Raw genomic sequence first — 26,635 nt, forward strand, 5'->3', positions numbered from 1 at the left:
AACCTTCCTATTTAGCTGTAGACTGAAAGCCGGCAGCAAAATCTTTGATAGCAGCATCAAGTTTTTCTGTTTCAGGTAAGTTACCCGTTTTCTTGATTCCATCAAGCAAATCCTTATGATTGCTGTCAAAGAAATCAAATAACTCATTTTGAAAGCGTGTAATATCATCTACTGGAACTGCATCTAAAAAGCCATGTGTTAAAGCATATAAAATCAAAACTTGTTTATCAACAACGAGTGGTTTATGCAGTGGCTGTTTCAAGACTTCAACTGTCCGCCGACCACGAGCAAGTTTAGCTTGGGTTGCTTCATCCAAGTCAGAACCAAATTGAGCAAAAGATTCCAGTTCACGATAAGAAGCAAGATCCAGCCGCAAAGTTCCTGAAACCTTCTTCATCGCTTTAATCTGAGCAGAACCACCAACACGTGAAACAGAAGTTCCGGCATCAATCGCAGGCCGAATTCCAGAATAGAAGTTATTACTATCTAAGAAAATCTGACCATCTGTGATTGAAATCACGTTTGTCGGAATATATGCAGAAACATCCCCAGCTTTGGTTTCAATAAATGGCAATGCAGTCATTGAACCGCCGCCTAATTTATCGCTCAACTTAGCCGCACGTTCCAGCAACCTAGAATGCAGATAGAAAACATCACCAGGATAAGCTTCACGACCAGGCGGACGTCTCAAAATCAAGGACAGCTCACGGTATGCATCGGCTTGTTTTGAAAGATCATCATATACAATTAAAACGTGTTTACCATTATACATGAACTCTTCACCCATGGCAGCTCCCGCATATGGTGCAAGCCATAATAACGGTGCTGGAGAAGAAGGACCCGCTGCAACTACAATTGTATATTCCATCGCGCCAAAACTGCGTAGCGTTTCAACCTGACTTCTAACAGTCGATTCTTTTTGTCCGATCGCAACATAGATACAAATCATGTTTTGATCCTTCTGGTTAATAATTGTGTCAATCGCAATTGAAGTTTTACCTGTTTTACGGTCCCCAATTACTAATTCACGCTGACCACGACCAATTGGAACTAACGCATCAATCGCCTTAATACCAGTTTGAAGTGGTTCATTAACTGATTGGCGTTGCATAACACCTGGTGCCTTTTTTTCAATTGGACGAGTCCGCTCAACTTTTATTTCACCCAGACCATCAATGGCCTGTCCTAAAGGATTAACAACACGGCCAATCATTTGTTCGCCTACTGGAACTTCCATAATACGACCGGTGCGTTTTACACTATCACCTTCACGGATTCCCTTGAAAGAACCTAAAATAACAATACCAACATCATTTGACTCCAAGTTTTGAGCCATACCATAAGTACCATCATCAAATTCTAACAACTCTCCTGCTAAGGCATTATCCAGACCAGTTGCACGAGCGATCCCATCACCGACATATGTAACTGTCCCGACTTCATCAACTCTGAGCTCATCTTGATAGTTTGCTAATTGTTGCTTAATCAGAGCACTGATTTCCTCAGCCTTAATGCTCATAGAAGTTTCACCTCTTTATTAATCATTTCAATAGCATCCTTCTGATACGAGCGATTTTTAGTTTTAGTGAACCATCATAAACATAATCATTTGATCTTAAAATAGCTCCACCAATCACACTAGGATCAACTCGTTCATCAAGAATAATTTTGTTTGCTCCGACAATCTTTGCAAACGCGGATGTTAATCTGTCCTTTTGCTCCTCTGCTAAAGGAATTGCAGTTGTAACTGTTGCACGCACTGTGTTCTCAAAACTGTCATTTAGACGTACATATTCAGTGATAATAACATCCAAATCAGCAATGCGCCCATAGTCAAACAACATTCTCAAAAGATTAGCTGCAAGTTCAGAAGAAGACGCAGCTAATTTTTCGATAACTTCACGCCGCACCCCGGGTTCAATTTGCTTACTGGTAAGAAAAACCATTAACTGTGGTTCTTCCGCCAACGCTTTTTTCATCTCCAGCAACTCAGCAAGCAATTCTTCCCGAACATTTTTTTCTTTTGCAAGAGCAAACAGGGCGTTACCATAACGATGCGCAACCATTGTTTTACTTAACTTCATTTTGCTTCCCCAACCCTTCAATATATGAATCAATCAAGGCTTTTTGGTCATTCATTTGTAAATTCTTAGAAATAACCTTTGAAGCAATTTCAAGTGACAACTCCGCCACATCATTTTTCACACCTTCAAGTGCATCTTGACGCTCGCGTTCAATGTCTTGCTTTGCAGTATCTTTCAAAGCTTGAGCTTCACCATGCGCATCCGCGACAATTGTGGTTTTTTGTTGCTCACCATTTTTGCGTGCACGCTCAATTATTTGAGATGCTTCTGCATGAGAATCTTTCAAAGCTGAAACACGTTGTTCTTCAACTTGTTCCGCATTTTTACGTGCTTCTTCTGCAGAATCAAGATCGTTTGCAATTTTGGTAGCCCGTTTTTCCATCATATCGGTCACGGGACCCCATGCATAATGCTTAATTAAAGCCAGCAATACTACAAAGAGTACCGCATAGAAAAGCATATCGCCCCATTCAACACCTGTAGCAGCACCTAACACAAATGTTAAGCCCATTTAGTGACACCTCCTCTTTTATATTGCTTCGGAAACCGAATTGTCCAAAATAAAAGATCGCCTATTTTGCCAACAACAGGAATGAAATCACGATTGCGATGATTGGAACAGCTTCAACTAAACCAACACCGATGAACATATTTGTCCGCAGTTTACCTTCAAGTTCTGGCTGACGTGCCATCCCCTCAAGCATTTTAGAAATAACAAGACCGTTACCAATAGCTGCACCAATCGCAGCACCAGCAGCTGCAAGGCCTGCACCAATTAAAGCTAATGAACTCATAATAAAATCCTCCTTGTTTACTCTTTTTCAACCTTTTGAGAAATATAAACCATTGTCAATGTAACAAAAACATAGGCTTGGATACTCCCAATGAAAACGGAAAAGCCTTGCCAAATAATTTCAAGTGGAACAGCAGGAATAAATGACGCAATTCCAAATGACTTACCAAACTGATAAATCAGTTTCAGCAAAACTTCACCAGAATAGATATTACCGTATAAACGAAGAGCCAGCGTTAGAAAGTTTGTAAATTCTTCAAGTACGCTTAGCGGAAGTAGAAAGGGAAGCGGGCTCAGATACGTGTTCTTAAAGTAACCTTTGAATCCGAATTTTTTGACACCCAAGAAATGTGCTGTCAACAAAACGATAAAAGCAAGCGTCATTGTTGTCATTGCATTTGCTGTCGGACTTTGAATATATCCAACGTCGTTTACATCTACCTGAAACATCAAACCAAGTTGGTTCGACACAAATATAAATGAAAACAACGTGAAGATTAGAAGCCCAAATTTGCTGCCTTCTTTGCCCGGCATTGTACTCTTAATAATACCGTTTGTAAAATCAATTATCCACTCAATAAAGTTCTGCCTGCCAGAAGGTTTGAGTTGAATTCTTCTTGATAGCCAAAGCATCGTAAAGAAAACAATCATTGCTGCTACTAGCCCCGGTAAATCATTGCTAATATTGAAAGGAATTCCAAAAAATTCTTGAACAGATGCTCCTTCATTCACCAAGTCTCACCTCTTTTCTTCTGACGCATGACCCATCAATTTTGTAAAAAGTGTTGCAAAACCCCCAAAGGACGCGCCTTTGAGTACACAAAAGATCATACCACCAATCTACAAAAAACACAAAATCTTAAAAATTACGATTAAAGCGCTATCTATATTGCCACAAGCGGTTTTTTAAAAAATTAACAAAATAAAAAGAAATTGAAAAGGTACGTATTTTTAAGTGCTTGTGCGCAATTGCGCAAAATTTTTCAAAAGATTTCAAGGATCAATATTACTTCTTACCGTTAAATTCACCCAGCATGTCCATTAGCAAACTTTTTGATTTTTTGACGCTCGTTGCAGGTATGCTAAGACCGCGTGCTCTAAATTGGTCATCGACTCTTGCCTGATAGTAACCGTTTATCCGCAATAAAAATAGAAGAGAGTGTGACATAAGTCGGGAAAATTTGAGTGCTAACTCGAATTACGAACATAGCGAGTACTTTGCTATGAGTAATTCGAGGTTAGACGGAGAATTTTGACTTATGGAACACGTTTATTCTCTTTAGTTATAGCCAATAAAAGAGGGGCTATGACAAAATTTAACTTTTGTCACAGCCCCCTCTTTTATTTAGGCAAACGGAGCACCTTTTTGTTTTTCACACTTTTATCTGTTGCTTGCTCATTATTACTACTTCTTATTTAGTACCAAACAAACGGTCACCTGCATCGCCCAAGCCAGGAACGATATAACCATTTTCGTTTAAATGGTCATCCAAAGCGGCTGCAAAAATATCAACATCCGGATGTGCTTGGCGGAATGCTTTGACCCCTTCTGGAGCAGCTACCAAACAGACAAATTTGATAGTCACTGCTCCTCTTTTCTTCAATGCATCAACTGCCATGATTGCGGAACCACCAGTTGCTAACATCGGATCCACGACAAAGATCTCGCGGCTCGATAAACTGTCAGGCATTTTAACAAAATACTCAACTGGTTTTAAAGTCTTTTCATCGCGATACATCCCTACGTGTCCGACTTTAGCCGCCGGAATCAGCTCCAAGATGCCATCCACCATTCCTAAACCAGCCCGCAGAATTGGAACAATTACCACTTTTTTACCGGCTAAATGTTTTTTAGTTGTTTTAGTAATTGGTGTTTCAACCTCGTAGTCTTCCAAAGGCATGTCACGTGACACCTCATAAGCCATCAATTCAGCAATTTCATTGACAACCTCCCTGAATTCACGTGTCCCACAATTCTTATTCCGAATAATCGTCAATTTATGTTGGATCAAGGGATGATCCAATACTTCAAATTTTCCCATTTCGCCACTCCTTTATAGTCCCAATATATTCTAGCGGATAATCTTGCTTTTGGCTAGCTTAATCAGTTGATTCAGTAGTAAAAAATTGATCACCGGCCGATTTCCTAAGTCGATTCATATAAGCTGTCCCTAACCCTTCTTCAGGAAAACCAGCTGCTAAGATCCAATTTACTTTGAAATCACTGTCAAAATAACGGAGTCCCGCAAAAAGCCGACGACTGGCACTTTCAACATCCGGTCCAAGGTTAAAGCCCTGACAATTGGCTGGCAAGTCTGCCTGCAAAATTGTTGCTGGTGCCATCACACCGACTTTTTCAGTTTGCCTACTTGCCCAGCGTAAAGCTTGTTGCCACTGCTCGTTTGCTACTATTAAAACCTGTGCATCTGGAGCATAGTGCTTATACTTCATTCCGGGTGCCTTAGGAACTTCTGTTTGGCCAACATGATGCCGATCAGTCATCACTTCCTGACCAAGAAACGTTGTTAATTCCTCAGCAGTGATTGCACCTGGCCGTAAAATTGCGGGTATCGCAGCTGACATATCAATAATTGTCGATTCAACACCGACCTGGGTTGGCCCATCATCCACAATCCCGGCAATGCTGCCCTCTAGGTCATGGTAGACATGCTGTGCGGTCGTGGGGCTCGGCTTTCCCGATGAATTAGCAGATGGGCCTACCAGCGGCACGCCCGCCGCAGAAATCAGTTTCCGTGTCACTTCGTTTGCCGGCATTCTGAAAGCGGCCGTGGTCAGCCCCCCTGTGACTGCTTTTGAAAGTGATCCTGGTTTGATTTTAAAAATTAAGGTCAACGGTCCTGGCCAATATTTAGCTAATAAGCGCTTGGCTGGTTCACTCAACTCAACAACGTAGTTCTTCATCATTGCAATCGATGACACGGTCACAATCAATGGGTTATCAGTTGGTCGTCCTTTAGCCAGATAAACTCGCTTAACAGCTTGCTCATTAGTTGCATCCGCACCTAGTCCATAAACTGTTTCAGTTGGAAACGCAATTAACTCTCCCTTTCTGAGCTCTGCTGCAGCTTTTGCAACTTCATCCGGTTGATAAATTTTAGTAATCAGCATTACTTTCATCCCTTCTTATGTTAAATTCTACCTTGACCATACGTTCATTTCCCGCAAGGTCTCTTTTGACAGTCACACTAGCTGTTGGGAAGTGTTCATTAAAAATTTTTTTGACAGCCATTCCTTGCTGGAAGCCAATTTCAAGGTATAAACATGTCTCAGCTGATATAAATGGCTTAATCTCTGCAGCTATTCTGTGGTAGAAATGCAAACCATTTTCACTTGCAAACAAGGCTGCATTCGGTTCATGCTCCAACACAGATTTGTCCATAAAGCGCTGCTCATTTACTGCAATATAGGGTGGATTTGAAACAATCACCTGATACTGACCTGTCAAAGGGGCAAAAAGATCTCCCTCTAAAAGCCTGACATGTGCCTTTAGCCTAGCTGCATTTACTTGGGCAACTTGAAGCGCTGCTGGAGAAATATCTGTCAATGTAACCTCCCAAGCAGGTCGCTCCTTTTGCAGTGAAATTCCAATTGCGCCCGTCCCTGTTCCAATATCCGCCACGCGCAACTGCTGAATCTGCGCAGGATAATCTGCTAAAACCCATTCAACTAATTCAGCCGTTTCAGGACGTGGAATCAATGTATTCTCATTAACTTTAAATTCATGTCCAAAGAAAGACGCCTTACCTAACAAATATTGCACAGGCCAACCGTCATTATAACATTTAACCCATTTTTTAAATTGAACAAGCTCTGCAGGGGTTAATTGTTCACTATAATGACAAAGAAGTTCAACAGAAGACCAGCCGCGCAACCCCTTAAGTAGAAGTTCAATTGCACTGCGCTCACCGTCATGTTTCTCTACAAAAGAAAAAGCCCATTTCTGAGCCTCAAAAAAAGTCAAATTACTCATTTTGCAAATTCTCCAACGCTTTAGTCTGGTCATACAGAACCAACGCATCAATCACGTCTTCAAGCTCACCGTTCATAATGCGATCCAACTTATTCAACGTTAATCCAATTCGGTGATCAGTCACCCTGTTTTGAGGATAATTGTAAGTCCTGATCCGTTCTGAGCGATCACCCGTTCCGACCGCTGATTTACGGTTTTGATCATATTCATGCTGCTCTTTTGATGAATAGTAATCATACACACGGGCCTTTAAAATCTTCATTGCTTTTTCACGGTTTTGCTGTTGTGAACGCTGGTCCTGCATTGCAACAACAATTCCCGTCGGCAAATGGGTCATCCTAACAGCTGATGAGGTCTTGTTAATATGCTGCCCACCGGCACCAGATGAACGGTACACATCGACTCTAATATCTTTAGGATCAAGTTCAATTTCAACATCTTCTTCTTCCGGCATGACTACCACGGTTGCCGTTGAGGTGTGCACGCGACCAGCCGACTCTGTGACCGGCACTCGCTGTACCCGATGCGCGCCGCTTTCATACTTCAGCTTCGAATAAACGCTTTGTCCATTAATCAGCAATGCAATTTCTTTGAAACCACCAACTTCGGTAACATTCTTATCCAGCACCTCAATTGTCCAGTTCTGTTTTTCAGCATACTTTGCATACATGTTAAATAAATCAGCCGCAAAGAGACTAGCTTCGTCTCCGCCAGCAGCTCCGCGAATTTCCATAATGATATTTTTATCATCGTTAGGATCCTTCGGTAGCAACAAGATTTTGATTTCATCTTCCAATTTTTCGCGTTTATTTTTTGCAATGGTTAATTCATCCTTAACCATTGCAGCCATTTCATCGTCTAGTTTTTCACCAAGCATTTCCTCGTCATCAGAAATAGTTTGATTTACCTTTTTATATTCATTGTACTTCTCAACTGTTTCACGTAAATCTGCCATTTCTTTTGACAGCTTGGTAAAGCGCTGTGTGTCGGAAATTACTTCCGGATCAGACAATAATTCGCCTAATTCTTCATAGCGATCTTCAAGTGTCTGCAGTCTGTCAAATAAATCTTTCATTATAAAGTTTCCTCCATCAAAAACTTTTCTTCTATATATATATAGTGCGCAAAACAACTTACATAAACTAACTTTTTAAAGAACCCAGGGGTGGTGCAAGGTAGTGACGCCGACAAACGGGATAGTAAGATTCGTTTCCTCCGATCAGAATCTGTTCCCCACTATAAATTGGTTTACCATTATTGACCCGTAAATTCATAATCGCTTTTTTATTACAGAACCAACAGATCGTCTTCATTTCTTCAATCTTATCCGCATATAACAACAAATACTTTGACCCTTCAAATAATTCATTTCGAAAATCATTTTTAAGCCCAAATGTCATTACTGGAATCCGTAATTCATCTACAATGCGCGCCAATTCCAAAATATGATGTTTTAACAGAAACTGAGCTTCATCAATTAAAACACATGCAATTTTATGATCAATTCTGCTAACTACCTTGTGTAGGTCCGTTTCAGCATAGATGGGCAAAGCCTTGCGTTTCAACCCAATTCTGCTAGTAATCCAACCGACCTGTTCACGGTCATCTACTGCACTAGTCATGATTACAACTGTTTTATGTTGTTCTTCATAATTATGTGCAACTTTTAAAATTTCAATGCTTTTTCCGCTATTCATTGCACCGTATCGGAAAAATAACTGCGCCAAAAAAACCAACCCCAAATTTAGACTTTCCTATTTAGTATATATGATTTTACAGCAAATTTCACTAAGCAAGTTCAATTCACGCTGTTAGTGTCTCAAAAAATGTAATTTAACTAAAATAAAGTCAAATTACCCGTTTCTTTTTATTTTTGTGCTATCATACAGAATGTTATTATTAATTGAAGTCATAATTATGTTACACAATGGAGGAATTATACATGTCGCTCAAAAGCTCAACAGCCATTGCTGCTGGTCGTTTTTCTTACTGGTTCTTACACAATTTCCGACACGGCGGCACCGCCTTACCCGGTAAAATAACCTTAGCACTTGATCCCGATGTGTTGCAAACCTTAGCCCAACATTATGAGGTAGCAATCATTACCGGAACAAATGGTAAGACGCTAACTACGGCTTTGACTGTGAAAGTACTGCGGACAACCTACCAGCACGTTTTAACCAATCCAAGCGGTTCAAACATGAAACAGGGGATCGTAACTGCTTTTTTGACGGCACAAAAAACTAAGTCGGGTAAACAACTTGCTGTGCTTGAAACTGATGAGGCAAATGTAGCACTTGTTACACGCTATGTTCACCCCAAACTTTTTGTACTGACAAATATTTTTCGCGATCAATTGGACCGTTATGGTGAGATTTATACGACCTACAAGAAAATACTTGCAGGGATAAAACTGGCTCCCCAGGCAACTGTAATTGCTAATGGAGATGCACCTATTTTTAATAGCGTAAAACTTCCTAATCCAATCATCTACTACGGCTTTGATGCGGTAAAAGATAAAGAACAACAGGCTTTGCCCAATACTGACGGTCTTTTATGTCCACAGTGTCAGCACATTTTGCGCTATAAACAGCTAACCTATAGCAACTTGGGCAAATATTATTGTCCTAATTGTGACTTTAAGCGCCCTGAATTGGCCTATGCGGTCACAAAATTAATTGCCCAAACTCCACAAAGTTCCACATTTGAAATTAATGACCAGCCCATGGCGCTCCACATCGGAGGCACATACAATATTTACAATGCACTCGCAGCTTATAGTATCGGGCGCTTTTTCCAAGTATCTCCTGCCAAGATTGCAACAGCGCTCGGCGACAAAGATGAGAAAATCTTTGGCCGCCAAGAAGTCATTAAAGTTGATGATAAGGAAGTTACCTTAATTCTCGTTAAGAATCCTGTTGGTCTTGACCAAGTCTTAGAGATGATTAAAACTGATCCACAGGAATTTTCTTTAGCTGTGCTATTGAATGCCAACTATGCAGATGGCATTGATACCAGTTGGATCTGGGACGGTCGTTTTGAAAATCTGCCCTTTGCACGCATCCCCGCCGTACTTGCAGGTGGGGAACGCTACCGTGATATTGCATTTAGGCTTGAGGTAGCCGGTGTTCCAGCAAATACGTTCACTAAACGTGAAAACTTGGAAGCAGTCCTCACAGCTGTCAAACAAATGCCGACTCGACGCGTCTATATTCTGGCAACCTATACAGCTGTACTGCAACTGCGTAAACTGCTTGCCAGTCAAGGCTACATTAAGGAGGGAATGGCTTAATGAAATATACACTGAATGTAGCACACCTGTATGGGGATTTGTTAAACACATATGGTGATATCGGTAATCTTTTAGTTCTTGAATACTATGCCAAAAAGATGGATGTCACCCTTAACACTGAAATTGTCAGTATTGGTCAACCATTCGATCCGCAAAAATTTGATCTTGCCTTCTTCGGTGGCGGTCAAGATTATGAACAGATGATCGTTTCACGTGATATCCAAGAAAAAAAAGCAGCCTTAAGTACTTTTATTGAAACAGACGGACCGGTACTCGCCATTTGCGGTGGTTATCAGCTGCTTGGAAAATATTATATTGGTGCACAAGGTGAACGGATTAATGGAATTGGTGCTTTGCCCCACTACACTGAAAGTCAAGATAATCATCGTTTTATTGGTGACATTGTGATTAAAAACAAAGAAACTGGACAAAAGTATCACGGTTTTGAAAATCACAACGGAATTACCTTCCTTGGTCAAAACGAACGTCCGCTGGGTGATGTGCTCAGTGGTCATGGCAATAACGGCAAAGACAAAACAGAAGGTGCTATCTATAAAAACGTCTTTTGCTCATACTTCCATGGCCCAATCCTTGCGCGTAATGGGGAACTCGCTAAACGACTGCTTTTATTGGCCCTTAAACGCAAGTATCCAACGACTGATTTTTCACAACAAGAACACTTACAAATTAAGCCTACTTACTAATTTATCAACTTGCTAATATTAAGTGGTGATCTTAATACCACTTAAAAAATTACGAGACAAGTGCTCTTTCAAAAGGTTCTTGCTGAGGTACATTAAGTTACTGTATAAAGGGGCTGTGACAAAAGCTAAATTTTGTCACAGCCCCTCTTTTATTCCGAATAAACGTGTTCCATAAGTCAAAATTCTCCGTCTAACTTCGAATTACTCATAGCAAAGTACTCGCTATGTTCATAATTTCGAGTTAGCACTCAAATTTTCCCGACTTATGTCACGCTCTCTTTTTTGCATTAACATGTTTTTTCAGCAACCACTTGTTGGCTAACCTTGTATTACGCGTAACCAACCCCGCGTTACAGCGTAATCCTTTGCTTAGACCACCGTGGTTAACCGCTGCAATTCAACACTTCTGCTTTAACGTGTTCTTCCAGCAACCATTCAAGCGTTAAAAACTGTGCATTATCTTCTCCGCAAAATCTGCTCAATATAACTCAAAACACCCTGCTCCTCATTAGAAACCGTTTGACAAGGTGCAGTTTGTTTAACCACAGGCGCAGCATTCGCCATGGCAACTCCTTCACCAACCGCAGACAACATCTCCAAGTCATTTCCTCCATCACCAAAAGCACACATCTCAGCAAGCGAGATTCCCCACTGCTTGCCCAAGTGCTGCAGTCCTGCTGCCTTATTCATTCCTGGTTGGATAATATCAATCCCACCATGACCACTAGAAGTCGGTTCTGCAATTCCGTGCAAACGTTCACGTAATTGTTCCACAAGCTGCTCAGTTTCCGCCGGAGGACAGTTTAGCGAAAATTTCATAATTTGATCGCTAACCGACTCGAAATTGTCTACAGCTACTAACCGCGGATAATATTGGTGTGAAAGCTTAACAAAAGTTGGCGCTGCACTTGTCAGGTAGTACGCACTTCTCATTCCACTCAGCAGTACCTGAATATCCTCAATTCCAGTCAAACGCGCAAGTATTTCATTTTTACTATAATTTGAAAAACTGGTTGCTTGAAAAACTTCCGCTTGATTTCTGATATAAGCACCATTTTCTGCAATGCAGACCAATTCTGGGTGGTCAGCAAAAAAAGAGTGTAACTGATAATATTGATTTCCGCTTGCAATTACAAACTTAATATTCTGTAAATTCAATTGTGCATAAAGATTTTCAAAGCGTTGCCGATCGTAATCCATCATTTTATTTAAGAAAGTTCCATCCATATCAGTTGCAATCAATTTAACTTTCGCCAAAATTCTCAACTCCTCCAATTACTGTATTCTCCCAATTTTTGTACTTAACCACAAGTAATTTTTTGGTAAGGCTTACACTTTAATAATTTAAAAATACACAAACTAGACTAAGTTACGCTTTTTCTCCGGGCTCTGAAGCAATAATTTCAAGGGTTCCACTTAATTGCCACTCTTTTACAGCAAACGGCAAAATTAAATGCTGCCCCTTATGTAACGGGTATTTTTTCCCTGCCAGCTGCAACTCGCCAATTCCTGAAAGTACAGATAGTAGTGTATATGGTGCTGTGGTTCGTTTAAAGGTTGCTGCTCCTTGCGTAAGTTTCCAGCGATAAACACTAAAAAAGTCAGTTTTAATGAAGGTCGTGACTTGTGCATCTTCATTTTGAGTTGTAGTAATTTTTAATTTAGGATCACTATGCGGGACATTAGTAACTGCAATTGATTGCTGAAGATGGAGCGCCCGCTTTTTACCCGTCTTTTTATCAACGCGATCAAAGTCGTAAACACGATAGGTCGTATCACTACTTTGTTGTGTTTCAAGCACCATTACACCCTTGCCGATCGCATGAATTGTACCACTTGGGACATATAAAAAATCACCAGGTTTAACAGGAATTCGCCGTAAAAGGTGATCCCATTGACCCTTAGTAATCATTTCTGCAAGCTGCGCCCGTGTTTTGGCATGATGCCCATAGATCATTTCCGCATCCGCAGCGGCCGCAATTACATACCAACATTCTGTTTTACCAAGCTCGTGTTCATGTTCCATAGCATATTGATCATCAGGATGCACTTGAACAGAAAGAGCTGTTCGTGCATCAAGAATTTTTGTTAAAAGTGGGAAAACATCGCCAGGGGCATTGCCAAATAACTCACGGTGCTCATCCCAGAGTTCATTTAATTTTTTTCCTTGATAAACTCCATTTTCAACCGTTACCGGCCCGTGCGGATGTGCCGAAATTGCCCAGCATTCACCCGTATGCTTACTTGGAATCTGATATCCGAATTCTGTTTGAAGCCGGTCACCACCCCAAATTTTTTCCTGAAAAACAGGCTTTAAAAAAAGCGGTTCCATTAACATTGAAATTACTCCCTTCATGTCTCAATCATTTACATTTGATATTATAAGCCCTTTTCACTTAAATATGCAGCGACAATCTCATCTCGCTTCCGCAAAAACTCGTCATTAGGTGTGTGCGGATGCACTCGGTTTGTTAAAACAATCAGTGCATTTTGCCCTTTTTTATCAAGTAACATAAAAGTCCCGGTATATCCAGTGTGGTAAAGGCACGCATTTCCTTGGGGATCATAGCGCAAGTCCCACCCAAAGGACCTCCCTAAAGTATGGGTCGGAGTCTGATCAAAAAAAAGCTGATCAATCAGTTTTGCAGAAACTAACGGATGCGGCTGTTCCTTAGCTAGCATCCACTGTGAAAATTTAACTAAATCATGGAGCGTTGTGAAAAGTCCCGCCGAAGCACACTGCTGCCCTAAAATAAATGCCTTAGGATCATGAACCACCCCACAGATGAGTCCCCTCCCAGGTTTAATCTCAGTCGGAACACATTCTGTTGCCTGCGGCTGAAAAGTACTTTCATTCAACCCCAAAGGCTGCAGCACCTTTTCGGTGATTACTTTTTGAACAGGCTGCTGATACAAATGCTCAATGATGAGACCCAAAAAAATTAAGCCAATATCTGTATATACTACTTTTTTACCAAACCATTCTCCAATCTGAAGATGATAAAAGGCCTCCAGCAATTGCGGGGCGCTCAGCTCATTGCGTCTGGGAATGTATCCAGTAATAGCAGCAGTATGTGTCAATAAATGACGCAGCGTAACACGAGTATCAAAAAAGCGCGGTAAATATTTTTGAACCGGATCATCCCAATTAATCTGTTGCGCCTGCACTAATTGCAAAAGTACCGTGGTGGTCCCAACCACTTTAGTCAATGAAGCCACATCATATTTTAAACCTGCAGTGAGCGGTTTAACGACTGGTTCGATTTCCTTATTTCCAAAAACTTCTGCTTGCAGTTGCCCCTGATGTAGCATTGCATAAGAGACACCAGGCACAATCCCGCTAGCAGCAAGTTGGTGTAAAAGTGCAGTTGTTTTCTGATTAAACAATTTTTTCACTTCATTCGTTTTTATTCTATTTCAATAATTTTAAACTTTCCGTTTTCATAATCCACTCTGCTAAGATGCGTATTTTGCAACAGGAGAAATGGAAGATTGCCACTAAGGTTTTCGATAAAAACTGACAAGATAAGTGCGTGTGACACAATTAAAATATTGCCGCCTTGAGCTTCATATTTTTTCCCCAGTTGCATTAATGTTCTAGTAATCCGCTGATTTAATTCTTGTGCATTTTCAACTTTGAAACCATGATTGGCACTTTTAAAAAGATCAACAACGCGTGAAACTCGCTTTGGTCCCCGCACAATTGAAAAGATTTGGCCAGGTTTAACTTTACTTAAAACTGCCGGAATCATTCGCCGATTTTTCATTTCTTCATAAGAACCAAAGCTCAATTCTCTAAGACCTGGATCACAGTGAATCGCAGGCCGCGGTCCTTGATTCTCCGCAATGATGATCTCAGCAGTTGCCTGAGTTCTTTTTAAGTCACTGGCATAGACTGCTCGAAATTCAACTTGATTCAACCGCTTTCCTAACTTATAAGCTCTTGCAGCCCCCTTTTTAGTCAACGGAGAATCTGTAATTCCTTGAAGCCTGTGCATTCTATTTAATCTTGTTTGACCATGCCGAACCAAATAAAAATGAACTACCACTGTGATCACCTCCCATCTCCAACTAAAAAAATTTCAAGATCTTACAGGAACAGTTCAATTATACCAAAATTACTGCTACAATTGAGCTAAACATTAAAGGAATGATAATTGTGGCAAGCAACTCTGATTCTATTTTCCATCTGTTGTCATTTTTAAAACGACACCCTGATAAATTTCGAATCTTAAAAACCGGCTACAACAATGTGGTCAGACTAAGTGTCAGCGCAGATGCTCCTGTCGCAGATGCAGATCTTTATTTCCCACAAGATCGTTTAATGGTCAATCGCTTAAGCGACGATTTTGTAGCGCAACATGGCGCATTGCTCGACTTTTACATGCAAAAAATGCAGCTGCCTAAAAAGGGCTTCCTTGAAACTTGGGTAACAACTGCCTACCTGTCACAAAAAGATCGCTATTTTATTGAACTTTCTTTTGAATAAAAAATAACAGCCGGTAACAACTGGTAAAACCAGACACCACAGGCTGTTTTATTATTCAATTTTTTTGCCAATGAAACCTTTAGTACTACAGTCTGTTCAATCAACTATGTTGCACTACGCGGTAAACAACCACCAAATTCAATAGAATTAACAATGAAGTTACCAAGAAGACACTTTGATAATCAAAGAGGCTTGAGACTAACGATCCCAGCAGTGGACCTACAACCCCGCCAGTTGCTTGAAACGATTGATTATAGCTAAAAACCCTGCCAAAAGCTTCAGCCGGTACATCAATTGTCAAAATAGTTTGAACTGCCGGTAACAAGGCCGCGCTTGAAAGTCCAAGAATAAAACGCAAGCCGCCCAATTGCCAAGGAGTGGTTACAAAGAACATTGGCACAAAAACTAAAATTGTAATCAATAAGCCAAAGATTAGGACTTTCTCTGGTTTGCTACGATCCATCAGATGTCCCACTTTAGATGCAACTAAGAGCGTGCCAAAACCTGGCATTGCAGCAACCACCCCACTTATTAGCGAAACATTTCCCTGATTATGCATCAGTTCGCGGACAAACAAACTAATAATTGGGGCGATCGACATCAGTGAAGATTGTACCAGTAAAGTCGTTAGAAACATCGTAATAATCAAGCGTCGATTTGCTAGCCCCTTAAAAATCACCGCCATCGATTTCATCTTCTTAGCCGGAATTGGTTTAAAGTGTTCCTTGGTATACAGGAAAGTCAACCCAAAAACCACGGCCATCAAGATTCCTGTGATAAAGAAAGTCCCACGATAGCCAACAAAGCCAGCAATTAGCCCTCCAAAAAGAGGTCCTAACAGTGTCCCTGAAACATTTGCTGTCATCAAATTACCCATGACCTGTCCACTTTTTTCGTGAGTTGTCTCAGCCGCCATCAACGCTGTAGCGTTATTAATGTAACCAGAAAATGCCCCTTGCAAGAGCCGCAGTAAAATGACCATCCACACACTATGGGCAGTTCCAATTAGAAAAATAGTACATGCCATAACACCTGATGCACGCAAACACATCAATTTTCTTCCTTTTCTGTCAGCTAAACTCCCCCAAAAAGGCGAAACAATTGCCTGTGAAAGATACGTAATTGAAAAAGCTACACCTGAATATAAGTTCAACTGCCAATTGTTAAAATGTCCTAAAGTATCCAAGTAAAGTGAAATGAAGGGCATCGTCATTGAATAACCCAAGGCTGTAATAAAGCAGCCAAACCAGAGCGTTAGGAAACTGCGCCGCCAAACATTTGGTTCCTGATTTCCCTCTTTATACATTCAACTGAAACTCCCTCCAAAAGAAAAATAAACAATTATTATCGTACCATTAATTTGGTAATTAGCCTATTTAAAGTTTTTAGAAAAAATTTCAAATTTGCATAGCAATGTTAAAAAGTCCGCATTCGCCAAAAAATCAAACAAACAAAAAGGGTCACCAAAAGCATTCGCTAATTGCAACCCTTATTATGAGAAATATTGTAATGGCAAGCACCTACAATCAGGGAGAATGTAAGTGGTACTTGCTATATTTATTAAAATAACAGATGAGTGGTCTAAACACAATCCAAGCAATTCAAAAAAATTAATTCAAAAGAATTTTGCTTATTCGACTTTTTCATCGAAAAAAGGATCCCCTTTCAACTGTTAAGTCTTAAGTTCCAACAACCCTGCCATTTCAAAAATTCTGAATATTTACAATTTTTTTAACGCCTGTGCAACTTTAAAGTTGTGCACCATTCGTAGCAATGACCTGTTTAAACCAGTAAAATGAATCTTTTTTAATTCTCTTTAATGTCCCTTTGCCATCATCATCTTGATCTACATAGATAAAGCCATACCGTTTAGACATCTCAGAAGTAGAGAAACTAATCAAATCAATTGGTCCCCACATCGTGTAGCCCATTAGTTCGACGCCATCTTTAATTGCTTCCTTCATTTGAATAATATGCTTACGCAGGTAATCAATCCGATAATCATCATGCACCTTGCCAGCTTCCAGCTGATCAAGTGCACCTAAGCCATTTTCAACGATAAAGAGTGGTTTGCGGTAACGATCCCACATCTCATTAAGCGTGATGCGTAACCCAACTGGATCAATCTGCCACCCCCAATCAGATTCTTCTAGATAAGGATTCCGCCCACCAGTTGCCATGTTTCCATTAACTTCTTCTCCTTGCTGCGCACTTGTAACTGTCGTCATATAATAACTGAAACTCACAAAATCAACCGGATTTTCCGCAAGCACCGTTTCGTCTTGTTGTTCCATTTGAAGTTCAATTCCATGCTCAGCAAAGTAACGATTCATAAATTCAGGATATTCTCCACGCGCCTGCACATCAGTAAAGAACAGATTTTTTTGATCTTCAAGCTGCGCCGCCCGGACATCTTCAGGACGACAGCTAGCTGGATATGTTTGCATACGCGCGAGCATACAGCCCATCTTTGCCTTTGGATCAATTTCATGCAATTGTTTGGTTGCCAGTGCACTGGCAACCAGCTGATGATGCAGTGCTTGGTACCTGACCGTTTCTTTTTCTACAGCACTTAAATTAGTTTCGACAACTCCTGTTTCATGAAATCCCCATGTACCAGTGTTAATTTCATTAAAAGTTAACCAGTACCGCACACGCCCACGATACCTTTCAAAAACTACCCGGGTATATTTTTCAAACGCTGTAATTGTTTTACGGCTCAACCAGCCATTTTGTTTTTGTGTTAATGCCAATGGTAGTTCGTAATGTGAAAGTGTAATTAAAGGTTCAATCTGATATTTTTCAAGCTCATCCAAAACGCGGTCATAAAATGCTAAACCTTTTTCGTTGGGATCTGCGTCATCACCGTTTGGAAAAATTCGCGCCCAAGCAATCGAGAAACGAAAAACCTTAAATCCCATTTCTGCAAAAAGGCGAATATCTTCTTGATAGTGATGGTAAAAGTCAATCCCACGCCGCTTAGGATAATTAGTAGTTGTCTGATCCTGAATTGCTTCTTTAATGGATTCCTCGTCAACTAAATTCATTGACATCTTTTTTCGATCTTCTGCTTTCCGAACAACTTCAGCTGTCGTTAGACCTTTGCCATCAATATTCCAAGCTCCTTCAATTTGATTTGCGGCAGTTGCGCCGCCCCATAGAAAGTTATCTGGAAATTGCTGTGGAAATTGTTTTTTATACATTACACTCCAACTCCTTATCTTTAATTATGTGCCAACTGCAACTTCAGTAACCAATTATTATCCTGCGCCAAAGTCTCTGCAGTTGTCGCAACTGTATATTGTTTACTATTGGTAATAATTAACATCACAGTGTTATCATATCCAGCTTCCGCGATTTTGTCAGGTGCAAAAGTTACTAATTCGTCACCGGGATTAACATGCTGATCCTTTTTGACCTTTGTTTCAAAGTACTTACCATTTAATTTAACAGTATCAATCCCAATGTGAATCAAAATCTCTGCTCCTTGATCAGAAATCAATCCAATTGCATGACCCGTAGGATAGACAGCACTAACGGTCCCAGCAACTGGTGAAGTTACATGACCATCATCTGGTTTAATCGCAATTCCTTTTCCCATTGCTTCTGAAGCAAAAACTTCATCTGCAACACTTGTTAAGGGTAAAATTGTTCCTGCAACAGGCGCTATGAGTTGTTCGCTTTCTTTCGAATTTGTTTCAGCCTGCTGTGACACTCCCCTCAATCCGAAAAAGTAAGTCAAAAGTGCCCCCAAAAGAAATGCAACCCCAATTCCGATGACAACTCCGCTGAATCCTTTGCCAATATACGTTGGTAAAGCTAATAAACTTGGTAATGTAAAGGAACTGGCCTTGGCTTGAAAGCCACCAATAATTGCACCACCTACGCCACCGGCAATTACTGCACAGATAAATGGACGTTTTAATTTAAGCGTCAATCCATAAATAATTGGTTCTGTAATTCCAAAAATTCCGGTGACAACACCCGAGCCAGCTAATGCCTTTTGCTTTTGATCTTTAGTTTTCAAGAAAATTCCTAAAGCAGCACCGGCCTGTGACAAGACTGCTGCGGACAAGATCGGCAGTAACGGATCGTAACCCATTTTGGCAATATTATTCATCATCACTGGGACAAAGGTCCAATGCACGCCGAAAATTACAAAGACCTGCCAAAAGGCACCCATCAGTGCACCCGCCAAAGGAGGAGCAAAATTGTAAATTGCTGAAATTGCGGTTGCCAAAACATTGCCAATCGATGAACCTAAGGGCCCCACCACCAGCATCGTGAGCGGTACCATAATTGCTAATGAAAAAAGCGGTGTAAAAATGTTTCGAACTGCTTCTGGAAAAATTCGGTCAAGCACCGGTTCAATGTAAGATAATACCCAAACCGCCAACAAAATTGGAATAACTGACGAAGTATATGTTGTTGGAATTACTGGAATTCCTAGAAACGCGATTGTTTGTGATTTGCTGGCAATTGTCACAAGCGTCGGATAGACCAATGCTGAGGCAAGTGCAACCGCCACAAATTGATTAACCTTCAATCTTTTGGCTGCTGTAAAAGCTAAGAAGATAGGTAAGAAATTAAAGAGGCCATCTCCAGCAGCATATAAGATTTCATAGGTGCCACTAGTTGTATTCAACCATTTTAGTGCTACAAATAATGCTAGTAGTCCTTTTAAAATCCCAGCTCCTGCCAATGCACCTAAGAATGGTGTAAAAGTTCCAGAGATAAAACCGATAAAGCGATTGACAATATTTTTATCAGTTTCCTTAACTTCTTTTTGCCGGTCTTCGTTCTCCAACCCCGCTAAACGCGCTAAAGCTTCAAAAACATTGGCAACTGCATTGCCAATCACTACCTGATATTGACCTGCTGATTTAACAACGGTAATTACACCCGTTAACTCCTCAAGTGCAGCTGTATCAGCTTGGTGCTCATCTTTTAATTTAAAACGCAACCGAGTCGCACAATGCCATGCTGTATTAATATTTTCTTTGCCGCCAACGTCTTTTAAGATCGCCGCTGCTAGTTTTTCATAGTCCATTTTATTCACCCCTAATTTTAAATAAAAACCCGGATCAAGCTCAAGCAAGGACAAAGCAGTCCTTGGTTCAGCTTGACCCGGGTTTTGCCTAATTCAATAGTTACAATCCCACTGTTATTCAGCTTGTTGATTAAGTTCATCTATGATTCTTTGGATATGCATCGTTAAATAAATCTGTTCGTTTAAAGACAATTCAATTTTCATTTTAGTTTTAATAAAAAGTGCTACCTTTTTAGTGCATTCATATGACGTCGGATATTTGCGGACTAAATGTTCCAATAAAAACCGATCACCCTCTTCAATTGTTTTCACTCGATGTTGCAACATCCGCTCGGTCAAAAAACGTAAGTGAACCAGGAAACGACGATAACTAATTGATTCAAGCTTAAATGTGATTTTTAGTTGATACTGCACAATCTGCAGGATATCCCCGATCAACGCCGTCATTTTAGCGGTCCCATTACTTTCAGGATGTTCCCAACTGTTCTCAACGAACTTCATTGCAATGAAACCTGCTTCATCTGACGGTAAATCCACCGCAAATTGCTCATTTATTAGTTCAAGTGCTTTTTCACCGGTCTGATATTCTGCCGGATAATAATTTTTAATCTCCCACAAAATTTCATTACGGATTTTTTGCTTATTTTGATAACGTGTTACAGCAAAACTGATATGATCCATCAATGAGATCAGCAGATAATCATTAAACTTTGTATTTAATTCATCTGAGGCCATCTGCACAATTTTAGCGGCAAGTTCCAAATAGGCTGGAGAAACATCACTAAGCAAGTCATGGAATAATGAAAACCATTTATCATCTGTAGGTGCAAAAACTTGTTCAATTTTACTTTGATCGACCTCCATTCCACGCTTTTTCTGAAAACCGATTCCACGTCCTAACAAAACGACTTCCTGCTTTTTTTCTGCAGCTAAAAGAACGTTATTGTTAAAAATCTGCTTAATCTTCATCTCTTCGTCTCCAGTATTTTAATAAAATAAAAAACCTGCACACCCTTCTTTCGGATAACCGCTTAATTGGCCATGCCGAAAACCGTGTGTCAGGTTTTGCCCACTTTAATGTTAGCGGTAACAATCCTTCAACAAAAGTAATCATACACCCTGATTATTGTTTTTGCAAGTGCTTTTTTGAAAGCCCTTCAATTAAGATAACACTTGGCGTTCGATTATGCTGGAATTTAAAAACCAATAAGCATGATAATCACCCGTTAATTTAGAATACGGAAACGGTTTTCTCCCCATTTGCACAAGCTGTTCATTCAAATATTGCCGCAAAATCCAGGGATCTTCAATTGCAACATTTTCAAGTTTTAAGATTTCAGCAACTCTCTGGGGGGTTGTTCCTAATTGTATCGCAACTTCAGCCAAAGACTTTCCTAGTAACCTGAAATTACTCTGCAATTCGTTAATTGTTCTTTCACGTTCTTTTTTATTTAACGACATTTCACGCACACCTTTCCACTTCGATTGCAGTTATGATACTCTTTTAACTAACTTAAGGCAATTAATCAGAATTAACTGCAAGCCTGTCTCACCTGTACCCAAAAATAAGAGGTTCCAACAAAATCGTAATTTTGTCAAAACCTCTCAATTATTCTTCATTTACGCCTTAAAAACTGCCAAGCGCTTCATCAATCATCAAGATCACGCTCAATATCTAACCCGTAGATCTTGCTAACAGGTGTATCTTTTGCAAGCGGATGTACCACTAAAACTGCAATGGCACCTTTTTCACTTACATATCCAGCAAAAAGGGCAACTTCTTCCACCTGATAGGCTAAGCCGTCAGAGTTATAGATATATTGACCTGCAACAGGCATGCTTTCAAAGCTGACCTTGTTCATGCGGTAGTATCCCTCATCACGACTATGCATTACCAGTAAAACTTTGAACATTGCTGACCACCTCTTAAAAATTGAAAGTCACAAACCGTAGTCGCTCCCTAAAAGAGATGCTCTGCACCACACAGTCTAATTAGACATTGATAACCTTCTCCAAAAATGACTTTGTCCGTTCATTTTGTGGATTATCAAAGATCGCATCCGGACTGCCTTCTTCCATGACTTTTCCATCAGCCATAAAGACAACTCGATCAGCAACTTCTTTAGCAAAGCCCATTTCATGTGTGACAACCACCATTGTCATTCCATCTTTTGCAAGATCTTTCATGACAGCAAGAACATCCCCGACCATCTCAGGATCTAGTGCGGACGTCGGTTCATCAAATAACATTATATCAGGTTTCATCGCAAGTGCACGTGCAATGGCTACACGCTGTTTTTGACCACCTGAAAGTGATTGTGGCATGGCTTCGTACTTATCTTCAAGCCCAACTGTCTGTAATAACTTTTTGGCTAAGGCGCGCGCTTCTTCTTTGTTATCTTTGCCTAACTCCGTGGGTGCTAGTTCAATGTTTTCACCAACCGTCAGGTTATTGAAAAGATTAAAGTGCTGAAAAACCATGCCGATATTTTGACGAGCCTTATCAATATCTGTACTCTTGTCACTGATATCATTGCCATCAATCACAACTTTACCTGAGGTTGGTTCTTCAAGTCTGTTTAAACAACGTAGCAATGTACTTTTACCAGAACCAGATGGTCCGATTAGAACAACCACTTCATTGTTTGCAACTTTGAAATCAATTCCCTTTAGAACATGGTTGTCACCAAAACTTTTATTTAAATCCGAGACATCAACTTTTAATGGTTTCATTAGTCTTTGACCCTCCGTTCAACCCATTTGGACAATAATGTTAAGACAGTGATAATCACCAAATAGATCACCGCAATAATTGTCCAGATTTTAAAGCCCTCTAAGTTACGGGCAATGATAATCTTCCCAGTCTGAGTAAGTTCAAGAATTCCAATTATTGACAGAATGGAAGTATCTTTTAAGGTAATGATAAACTGATTAATAAATGAAGGTACCATAATCTTCAAACCTTGTGGCAAAATAACCCTGCGCATAGCTTTTCCAAATGGAAGGCCCAAGCTACGTGCTGCCTCCATCTGTCCAACATCTACGGCCTCGATTCCACCCTTAACAAAAGCAGCTGTATACGCCCCTTCATTCAAAGTAAGGGTAATAATTCCTGCGACAAACGCTGGAATTTTCGAGCCAGTCAAACTTGGAATCCCATTATAAATAAATAATGCAAGCACAAGCAACGGTAACCCACGGAAAATATAAATTATGGTGGTGGAAGCACCTTGCGCAAATTTGCTAGGAAGTACCCCCAAAAGACCAATCAGCACACCGAAGATTGTTGCACAAATAATTGAAACAACCGTCAATTCAATGGTTTCCCAGACACCGCTCAACAGAGCATCTTTATTTTGCTTAAGTAGACCAAAGAAGGTGTGGCTTTCTGCTTCACTTTTCTGATTAGAAGCTTTCTTTGAACTAGTCGCGGCAGCTCCAGTATACTTTTCAATAATCTGTGCGTACTTGCCGTTCTTCTTAAGCTTTTGCAACCCACTATTGAACTTGGCTAACAATTCCTGATTCTTGCCCTTTTGAACTGCAAATCCATATTTGCCCGTGTTCGTAGGTTTAGTAACAATCTTCAAGCCAAGACCAGTTTTAACTCCATAGTTCAAAACAGCACTGTCATCAAAACAAGCTGCTGAATTACCATTTTTGACATCGTTATAAACATTATCTGAGTCGTCAAAAGTCACGACCTTAAACCCGTAGCGATCTTTAATCGAATTGGCGTAATCAGCACCTGAGGTTCCGGTTTTAACTGCAACCCGTTTACCTTTTAATGCACTCAAATTCTGAATGCTGCTCTTGGGAGCAACTGCCATGACAATCCCTGATTCATAGTATGGCGTTGAAAAATCAAATTTTTGCCGCCGTTCATCTGTAATCGTCATCCCAGCAATCACACCATCAATTTGTCCTGAACTTAGTGACTGCACTGCGGCATTAAACCCAATTGGCTTAATGTCAACATTGAATCCCTCTTGTTTTGCAATTGCGCGAATCAATTCCATATCGATTCCGACATACTTGTTATTTGAGTTCGCATACACAAAAGGTGGGAAAGTCACGTCGGTCCCGATCGTATATGTTTTTTCAGCAGCCTGGACTGTCGACTGTGAAAACATAATTCCAGCGATTGTAAAACTGAAAATACAGCTGAATAAAACAAAAATCTTTTTCATCTAACCTACTCCTATTTCTCATAATAGTTATAAGTATATCATAAAATTATCAGAGAAAGAGCAAGGACTTTGATGATAGCGGTTTATACTAACCAACACTTTGTCTTTCAAAGCTAAAAGCTTGCCAAACTTTTATAAGCAAAAACTTCAATGGAACTTTTCCTTCCATTTAATCTTTTATCCATTATTTGATCACAACTTTTGTACCAACTTTTAAGTTTTCGTACATCCACTTTGCGTCCGGAACTGATAGACGCACACATCCATGAGAAGCAGCATGTTTCCCGAGCTTTTCAGCCTCGCTTACAATATAGTTGCCGCTTTGATCAGTGGGAACACTGTGGAAAAGATAGATCCCATGATCTTTCCAAGAAACCCAGTAATGTGCTCCTTCACCCGAAGCAGCATTATAGAAAAAGTCACCCTTTTCTTCTTGGACTGCATAAGTTCCAAGCGGAGTGCTATTGTCATCCGTCGCGGTTTTCTCCCCACTCCCGGTAGAAGCATACATCGTGTAGATAACTTTAGCACCATCTTTTAAATAAACCCGTTGATTTTTGGTAGAAACTTCAATCCAAAAATTCTGTACTTTACTTAAATCTGGATAAGCAACTGTTTCGGAAGATTTTCTCCAATCAATCGGGGTTCGCATTACTGATTTTTTTTGGGTCTTTTGTTTTTGAGCTTTTTGCTTTCCATTTGTTTTTACCGCCGTCTGCTTAGTAGAACTATCAGTTTTCTTTTGTGCTGTGGATTGCCCTGACAGTTTCCAACCGACCAATCCCAAAACAATTATCACTAGCACAACCAACGCAATGTTTCTTCTCATTTCCAATGTTCCTCCCAAAATAATCTGATTAGCTGTTTACTCAGATTCCAGCAAAATCAGTAATTCCAAAATGCTGCGTCTTCAACTGCTCGACATTAAAAAAATGTCAGCAAAAAAACTCCAACAACTGCATGAATAATTTTCATTATAACAAATTCAGCACGCCTCGCCCCACTTTGAACCAGATTCTTTACAATTCTATTCTAATATTAGGCGCTAACTTACAAAAAATAACCAAATTTCGGAGATATTAATGAAATTTGAACTTTTTGCCGTTCATTTCCTGATCCGCCTTAATTTTTAACCATTTTTCTTTGATTTTATGTGTAATTGCTTGCATAATAGCAGTGGTGTTAAAATAACGATTTCAAAACAAAAACTTGAATTTAATTTTTTGCTATCTTAATGTCAGAAATGAGGTCCTTAATTTATGAAACAGATCAATGAAAAAATTCCTAATTTATCGTCAAAACTAAGATCCGATATTGTTGAAACCCCGGAAATTATTCGCCGCGTCTCTGGTATCAACCTTTTCGGTAAAAGAATCAAGAGCATTGTCTATACAACTGATGTAGCAGTGATTGCAAACTGCAATGCAGATGCCGTCTTAGTCGTATATCCTTGGACACCTAACACCCGAATCTTAGACGCAGTTTCAACAGTCTCGAATATTCCAATCTTAGCTGGAATCGGTGGTGGCCTAACGAAGGGACTCCGTTCTGCCGTTGTCGGCTTTTTTGCTGAAGAAAGCGGTGCTCAGGCAGTGGTGCTGAACGCTCCCACAACCATTGAAACAATTCAGAGCGTGGTAAAAGTTGTCGATGTTCCGATCATCTATACAGTTGTCAATCAAAGTGTAGATCTTAAAGAACGCATCGAAGCGGGCGTAAAAGCCTTCAATGTCGCTGGTGGTAAAGAAACACCTGCATTGGTTGCATGGGTTCGTCAAGAACTCAGTAAAAATGGGCTCGATCCTAACTTCCCCATCATCGCTTCGGGAGGAAAAGGTGATGCACAGATTATGAAAACAATTGAAGCTGGAGCGAACGCAATTTCTTTCACAGCATATGGAGTGACCGAAGCCACATTTCAAAAAAAGATGGAGCAATATCGTCGCGAAAATTAATTATTTTTAAGAGATACTCCAAAAATAAACTAGCGAGTGTGACATAAGTCGGGAAAATTTGAGTGCTAACTCGAAATTACGAACATA

General features: G+C 40.2%; 27 protein-coding genes. 4 read left to right on the forward strand and 23 right to left on the reverse strand.

Annotated features, from left to right (window positions below; all coding sequences use genetic code 11):
- Nucleotides 1-7: 7 nt before the first annotated feature.
- From atpA to FD50_RS08795, 10 genes are all read right to left on the reverse strand, one after another.
- On the reverse strand, nt 8-1,519 hold the full coding sequence (gene atpA / locus FD50_RS08750; protein WP_056961182.1) for a F0F1 ATP synthase subunit alpha: 1,512 nt from the start codon (nt 1,517-1,519) through the stop codon (nt 8-10).
- A 22-nt stretch (nt 1,520-1,541) separates the two neighbouring features.
- Nucleotides 1,542-2,084: an ATP synthase F1 subunit delta gene (atpH, locus tag FD50_RS08755; protein WP_056961183.1), complete on the reverse strand. Its 543-nt coding sequence runs from the start codon at nt 2,082-2,084 to the stop codon at nt 1,542-1,544.
- Nucleotides 2,071-2,595: a F0F1 ATP synthase subunit B gene (gene atpF, locus FD50_RS08760; protein WP_056961184.1), complete on the reverse strand. Its 525-nt coding sequence runs from the start codon at nt 2,593-2,595 to the stop codon at nt 2,071-2,073. Before atpF ends, atpH begins: the two co-directional genes overlap by 14 nt.
- 61 nt (nt 2,596-2,656) lie before the next feature.
- Complete coding sequence (gene atpE / locus FD50_RS08765; protein WP_056961185.1) at nt 2,657-2,878, reverse strand: F0F1 ATP synthase subunit C; 222 nt, start codon at nt 2,876-2,878, stop codon at nt 2,657-2,659.
- Nucleotides 2,879-2,895: 17 nt separating this feature from the next.
- Nucleotides 2,896-3,609 carry a F0F1 ATP synthase subunit A gene (gene atpB / locus FD50_RS08770; protein WP_056961186.1) on the reverse strand — a complete coding sequence of 238 codons (714 nt, stop codon included), beginning with the start codon at nt 3,607-3,609 and terminating at the stop codon, nt 2,896-2,898.
- A gap of 680 nt (nt 3,610-4,289) precedes the next feature.
- Nucleotides 4,290-4,919: a uracil phosphoribosyltransferase gene (gene upp / locus FD50_RS08775; protein WP_056961187.1), complete on the reverse strand. Its 630-nt coding sequence runs from the start codon at nt 4,917-4,919 to the stop codon at nt 4,290-4,292.
- 58 nt (nt 4,920-4,977) lie between these two features.
- Nucleotides 4,978-6,006 carry an L-threonylcarbamoyladenylate synthase gene (locus tag FD50_RS08780; protein WP_056961188.1) on the reverse strand — a complete coding sequence of 343 codons (1,029 nt, stop codon included), beginning with the start codon at nt 6,004-6,006 and terminating at the stop codon, nt 4,978-4,980.
- The gene (gene prmC, locus FD50_RS08785) at nt 5,993-6,868 is read right to left on the reverse strand and encodes a peptide chain release factor N(5)-glutamine methyltransferase (RefSeq protein WP_056961189.1); all 876 of its coding nucleotides are present in this window, start codon (nt 6,866-6,868) and stop codon (nt 5,993-5,995) included. The genes FD50_RS08780 and prmC overlap by 14 nt, the downstream gene beginning before the upstream one ends.
- On the reverse strand, nt 6,861-7,943 hold the full coding sequence (prfA, locus tag FD50_RS08790) for a peptide chain release factor 1 (protein WP_054757507.1): 1,083 nt from the start codon (nt 7,941-7,943) through the stop codon (nt 6,861-6,863). Before prfA ends, prmC begins: the two co-directional genes overlap by 8 nt.
- Nucleotides 7,944-8,010: 67 nt before the next feature.
- Complete coding sequence (locus FD50_RS08795) at nt 8,011-8,595, reverse strand: thymidine kinase (RefSeq protein WP_056961360.1); 585 nt, start codon at nt 8,593-8,595, stop codon at nt 8,011-8,013.
- Nucleotides 8,596-8,810: 215 nt separating this feature from the next.
- Between FD50_RS08795 and FD50_RS08800 the strand changes: the two genes are divergently transcribed.
- Complete coding sequence (locus FD50_RS08800) at nt 8,811-10,160, forward strand: Mur ligase family protein (RefSeq protein ID WP_056961190.1); 1,350 nt, start codon at nt 8,811-8,813, stop codon at nt 10,158-10,160.
- A complete protein-coding gene (locus FD50_RS08805) occupies nt 10,160-10,864 on the forward strand; it encodes a type 1 glutamine amidotransferase (RefSeq protein WP_056961191.1) in 705 nt (234 codons plus the stop codon). The genes FD50_RS08800 and FD50_RS08805 overlap by 1 nt, the downstream gene beginning before the upstream one ends.
- Before the next feature lie 456 nt (nt 10,865-11,320).
- On the opposite strand, the gene FD50_RS08810 is transcribed toward FD50_RS08805, so the two are convergent.
- The 4 genes from FD50_RS08810 to FD50_RS08825 form a co-directional block, all read right to left on the reverse strand.
- Complete coding sequence (locus tag FD50_RS08810; RefSeq protein WP_261909459.1) at nt 11,321-12,124, reverse strand: Cof-type HAD-IIB family hydrolase; 804 nt, start codon at nt 12,122-12,124, stop codon at nt 11,321-11,323.
- Nucleotides 12,125-12,233: 109 nt separating this feature from the next.
- Nucleotides 12,234-13,202: a mannose-6-phosphate isomerase, class I gene (gene manA, locus FD50_RS08815; RefSeq protein ID WP_056961192.1), complete on the reverse strand. Its 969-nt coding sequence runs from the start codon at nt 13,200-13,202 to the stop codon at nt 12,234-12,236.
- 41 nt (nt 13,203-13,243) lie between these two features.
- Nucleotides 13,244-14,260 (reverse strand): serine hydrolase domain-containing protein, encoded by a 1,017-nt coding sequence (locus FD50_RS08820; RefSeq protein ID WP_187328412.1) that lies wholly within the window; start codon nt 14,258-14,260, stop codon nt 13,244-13,246.
- A gap of 11 nt (nt 14,261-14,271) precedes the next feature.
- Complete coding sequence (locus FD50_RS08825; RefSeq protein WP_056961194.1) at nt 14,272-14,913, reverse strand: histidine phosphatase family protein; 642 nt, start codon at nt 14,911-14,913, stop codon at nt 14,272-14,274.
- A gap of 101 nt (nt 14,914-15,014) precedes the next feature.
- Here FD50_RS08825 and FD50_RS08830 point away from each other — a divergent pair, with 101 nt between their 5' ends.
- Complete coding sequence (locus tag FD50_RS08830) at nt 15,015-15,353, forward strand: hypothetical protein (RefSeq protein ID WP_235803457.1); 339 nt, start codon at nt 15,015-15,017, stop codon at nt 15,351-15,353.
- Nucleotides 15,354-15,453: 100 nt separating this feature from the next.
- On the opposite strand, the gene FD50_RS08835 is transcribed toward FD50_RS08830, so the two are convergent.
- The 9 genes from FD50_RS08835 to FD50_RS08875 all read right to left on the reverse strand — a co-directional run bounded on the left by FD50_RS08835 (nt 15,454) and on the right by FD50_RS08875 (nt 25,422).
- Nucleotides 15,454-16,659, reverse strand: a complete 1,206-nt coding sequence (locus FD50_RS08835) for an MFS transporter (protein ID WP_056961195.1) — start codon at nt 16,657-16,659, stop codon at nt 15,454-15,456.
- A gap of 442 nt (nt 16,660-17,101) precedes the next feature.
- Nucleotides 17,102-18,556: a glycoside hydrolase family 1 protein gene (locus tag FD50_RS08840; RefSeq protein WP_056961196.1), complete on the reverse strand. Its 1,455-nt coding sequence runs from the start codon at nt 18,554-18,556 to the stop codon at nt 17,102-17,104.
- Between the two features lie 20 nt (nt 18,557-18,576).
- Nucleotides 18,577-20,403: a beta-glucoside-specific PTS transporter subunit IIABC gene (locus FD50_RS08845; protein WP_056961197.1), complete on the reverse strand. Its 1,827-nt coding sequence runs from the start codon at nt 20,401-20,403 to the stop codon at nt 18,577-18,579.
- A gap of 114 nt (nt 20,404-20,517) precedes the next feature.
- Entirely contained in the window at nt 20,518-21,372 is an 855-nt protein-coding gene (gene licT, locus FD50_RS08850; RefSeq protein ID WP_054757493.1) for a BglG family transcription antiterminator LicT, read from the reverse strand.
- 192 nt (nt 21,373-21,564) lie between these two features.
- Complete coding sequence (locus tag FD50_RS08855; RefSeq protein WP_054757491.1) at nt 21,565-21,864, reverse strand: DUF2316 family protein; 300 nt, start codon at nt 21,862-21,864, stop codon at nt 21,565-21,567.
- A gap of 188 nt (nt 21,865-22,052) precedes the next feature.
- Nucleotides 22,053-22,316: a hypothetical protein gene (locus FD50_RS08860; RefSeq protein ID WP_054757489.1), complete on the reverse strand. Its 264-nt coding sequence runs from the start codon at nt 22,314-22,316 to the stop codon at nt 22,053-22,055.
- A 79-nt stretch (nt 22,317-22,395) separates the two neighbouring features.
- Nucleotides 22,396-23,136 carry an amino acid ABC transporter ATP-binding protein gene (locus tag FD50_RS08865; RefSeq protein ID WP_054757487.1) on the reverse strand — a complete coding sequence of 247 codons (741 nt, stop codon included), beginning with the start codon at nt 23,134-23,136 and terminating at the stop codon, nt 22,396-22,398.
- Nucleotides 23,136-24,536, reverse strand: coding sequence for an amino acid ABC transporter substrate-binding protein/permease (locus FD50_RS08870; protein WP_228889349.1), 1,401 nt, complete (start codon nt 24,534-24,536; stop codon nt 23,136-23,138). Before FD50_RS08870 ends, FD50_RS08865 begins: the two co-directional genes overlap by 1 nt.
- A gap of 241 nt (nt 24,537-24,777) precedes the next feature.
- A complete protein-coding gene (locus tag FD50_RS08875; protein ID WP_056961199.1) occupies nt 24,778-25,422 on the reverse strand; it encodes a L,D-transpeptidase in 645 nt (214 codons plus the stop codon).
- Nucleotides 25,423-25,861: 439 nt separating this feature from the next.
- Here FD50_RS08875 and FD50_RS08880 point away from each other — a divergent pair, with 439 nt between their 5' ends.
- Nucleotides 25,862-26,548, forward strand: coding sequence for a hydrolase (locus tag FD50_RS08880; protein ID WP_390625170.1), 687 nt, complete (start codon nt 25,862-25,864; stop codon nt 26,546-26,548).
- The last annotated feature ends 87 nt before the right edge of the window (nt 26,549-26,635 follow it).

This window comes from Liquorilactobacillus satsumensis DSM 16230 = JCM 12392, assembly GCF_001435195.1.
GTDB lineage: Bacteria > Bacillota > Bacilli > Lactobacillales > Lactobacillaceae > Liquorilactobacillus > Liquorilactobacillus satsumensis.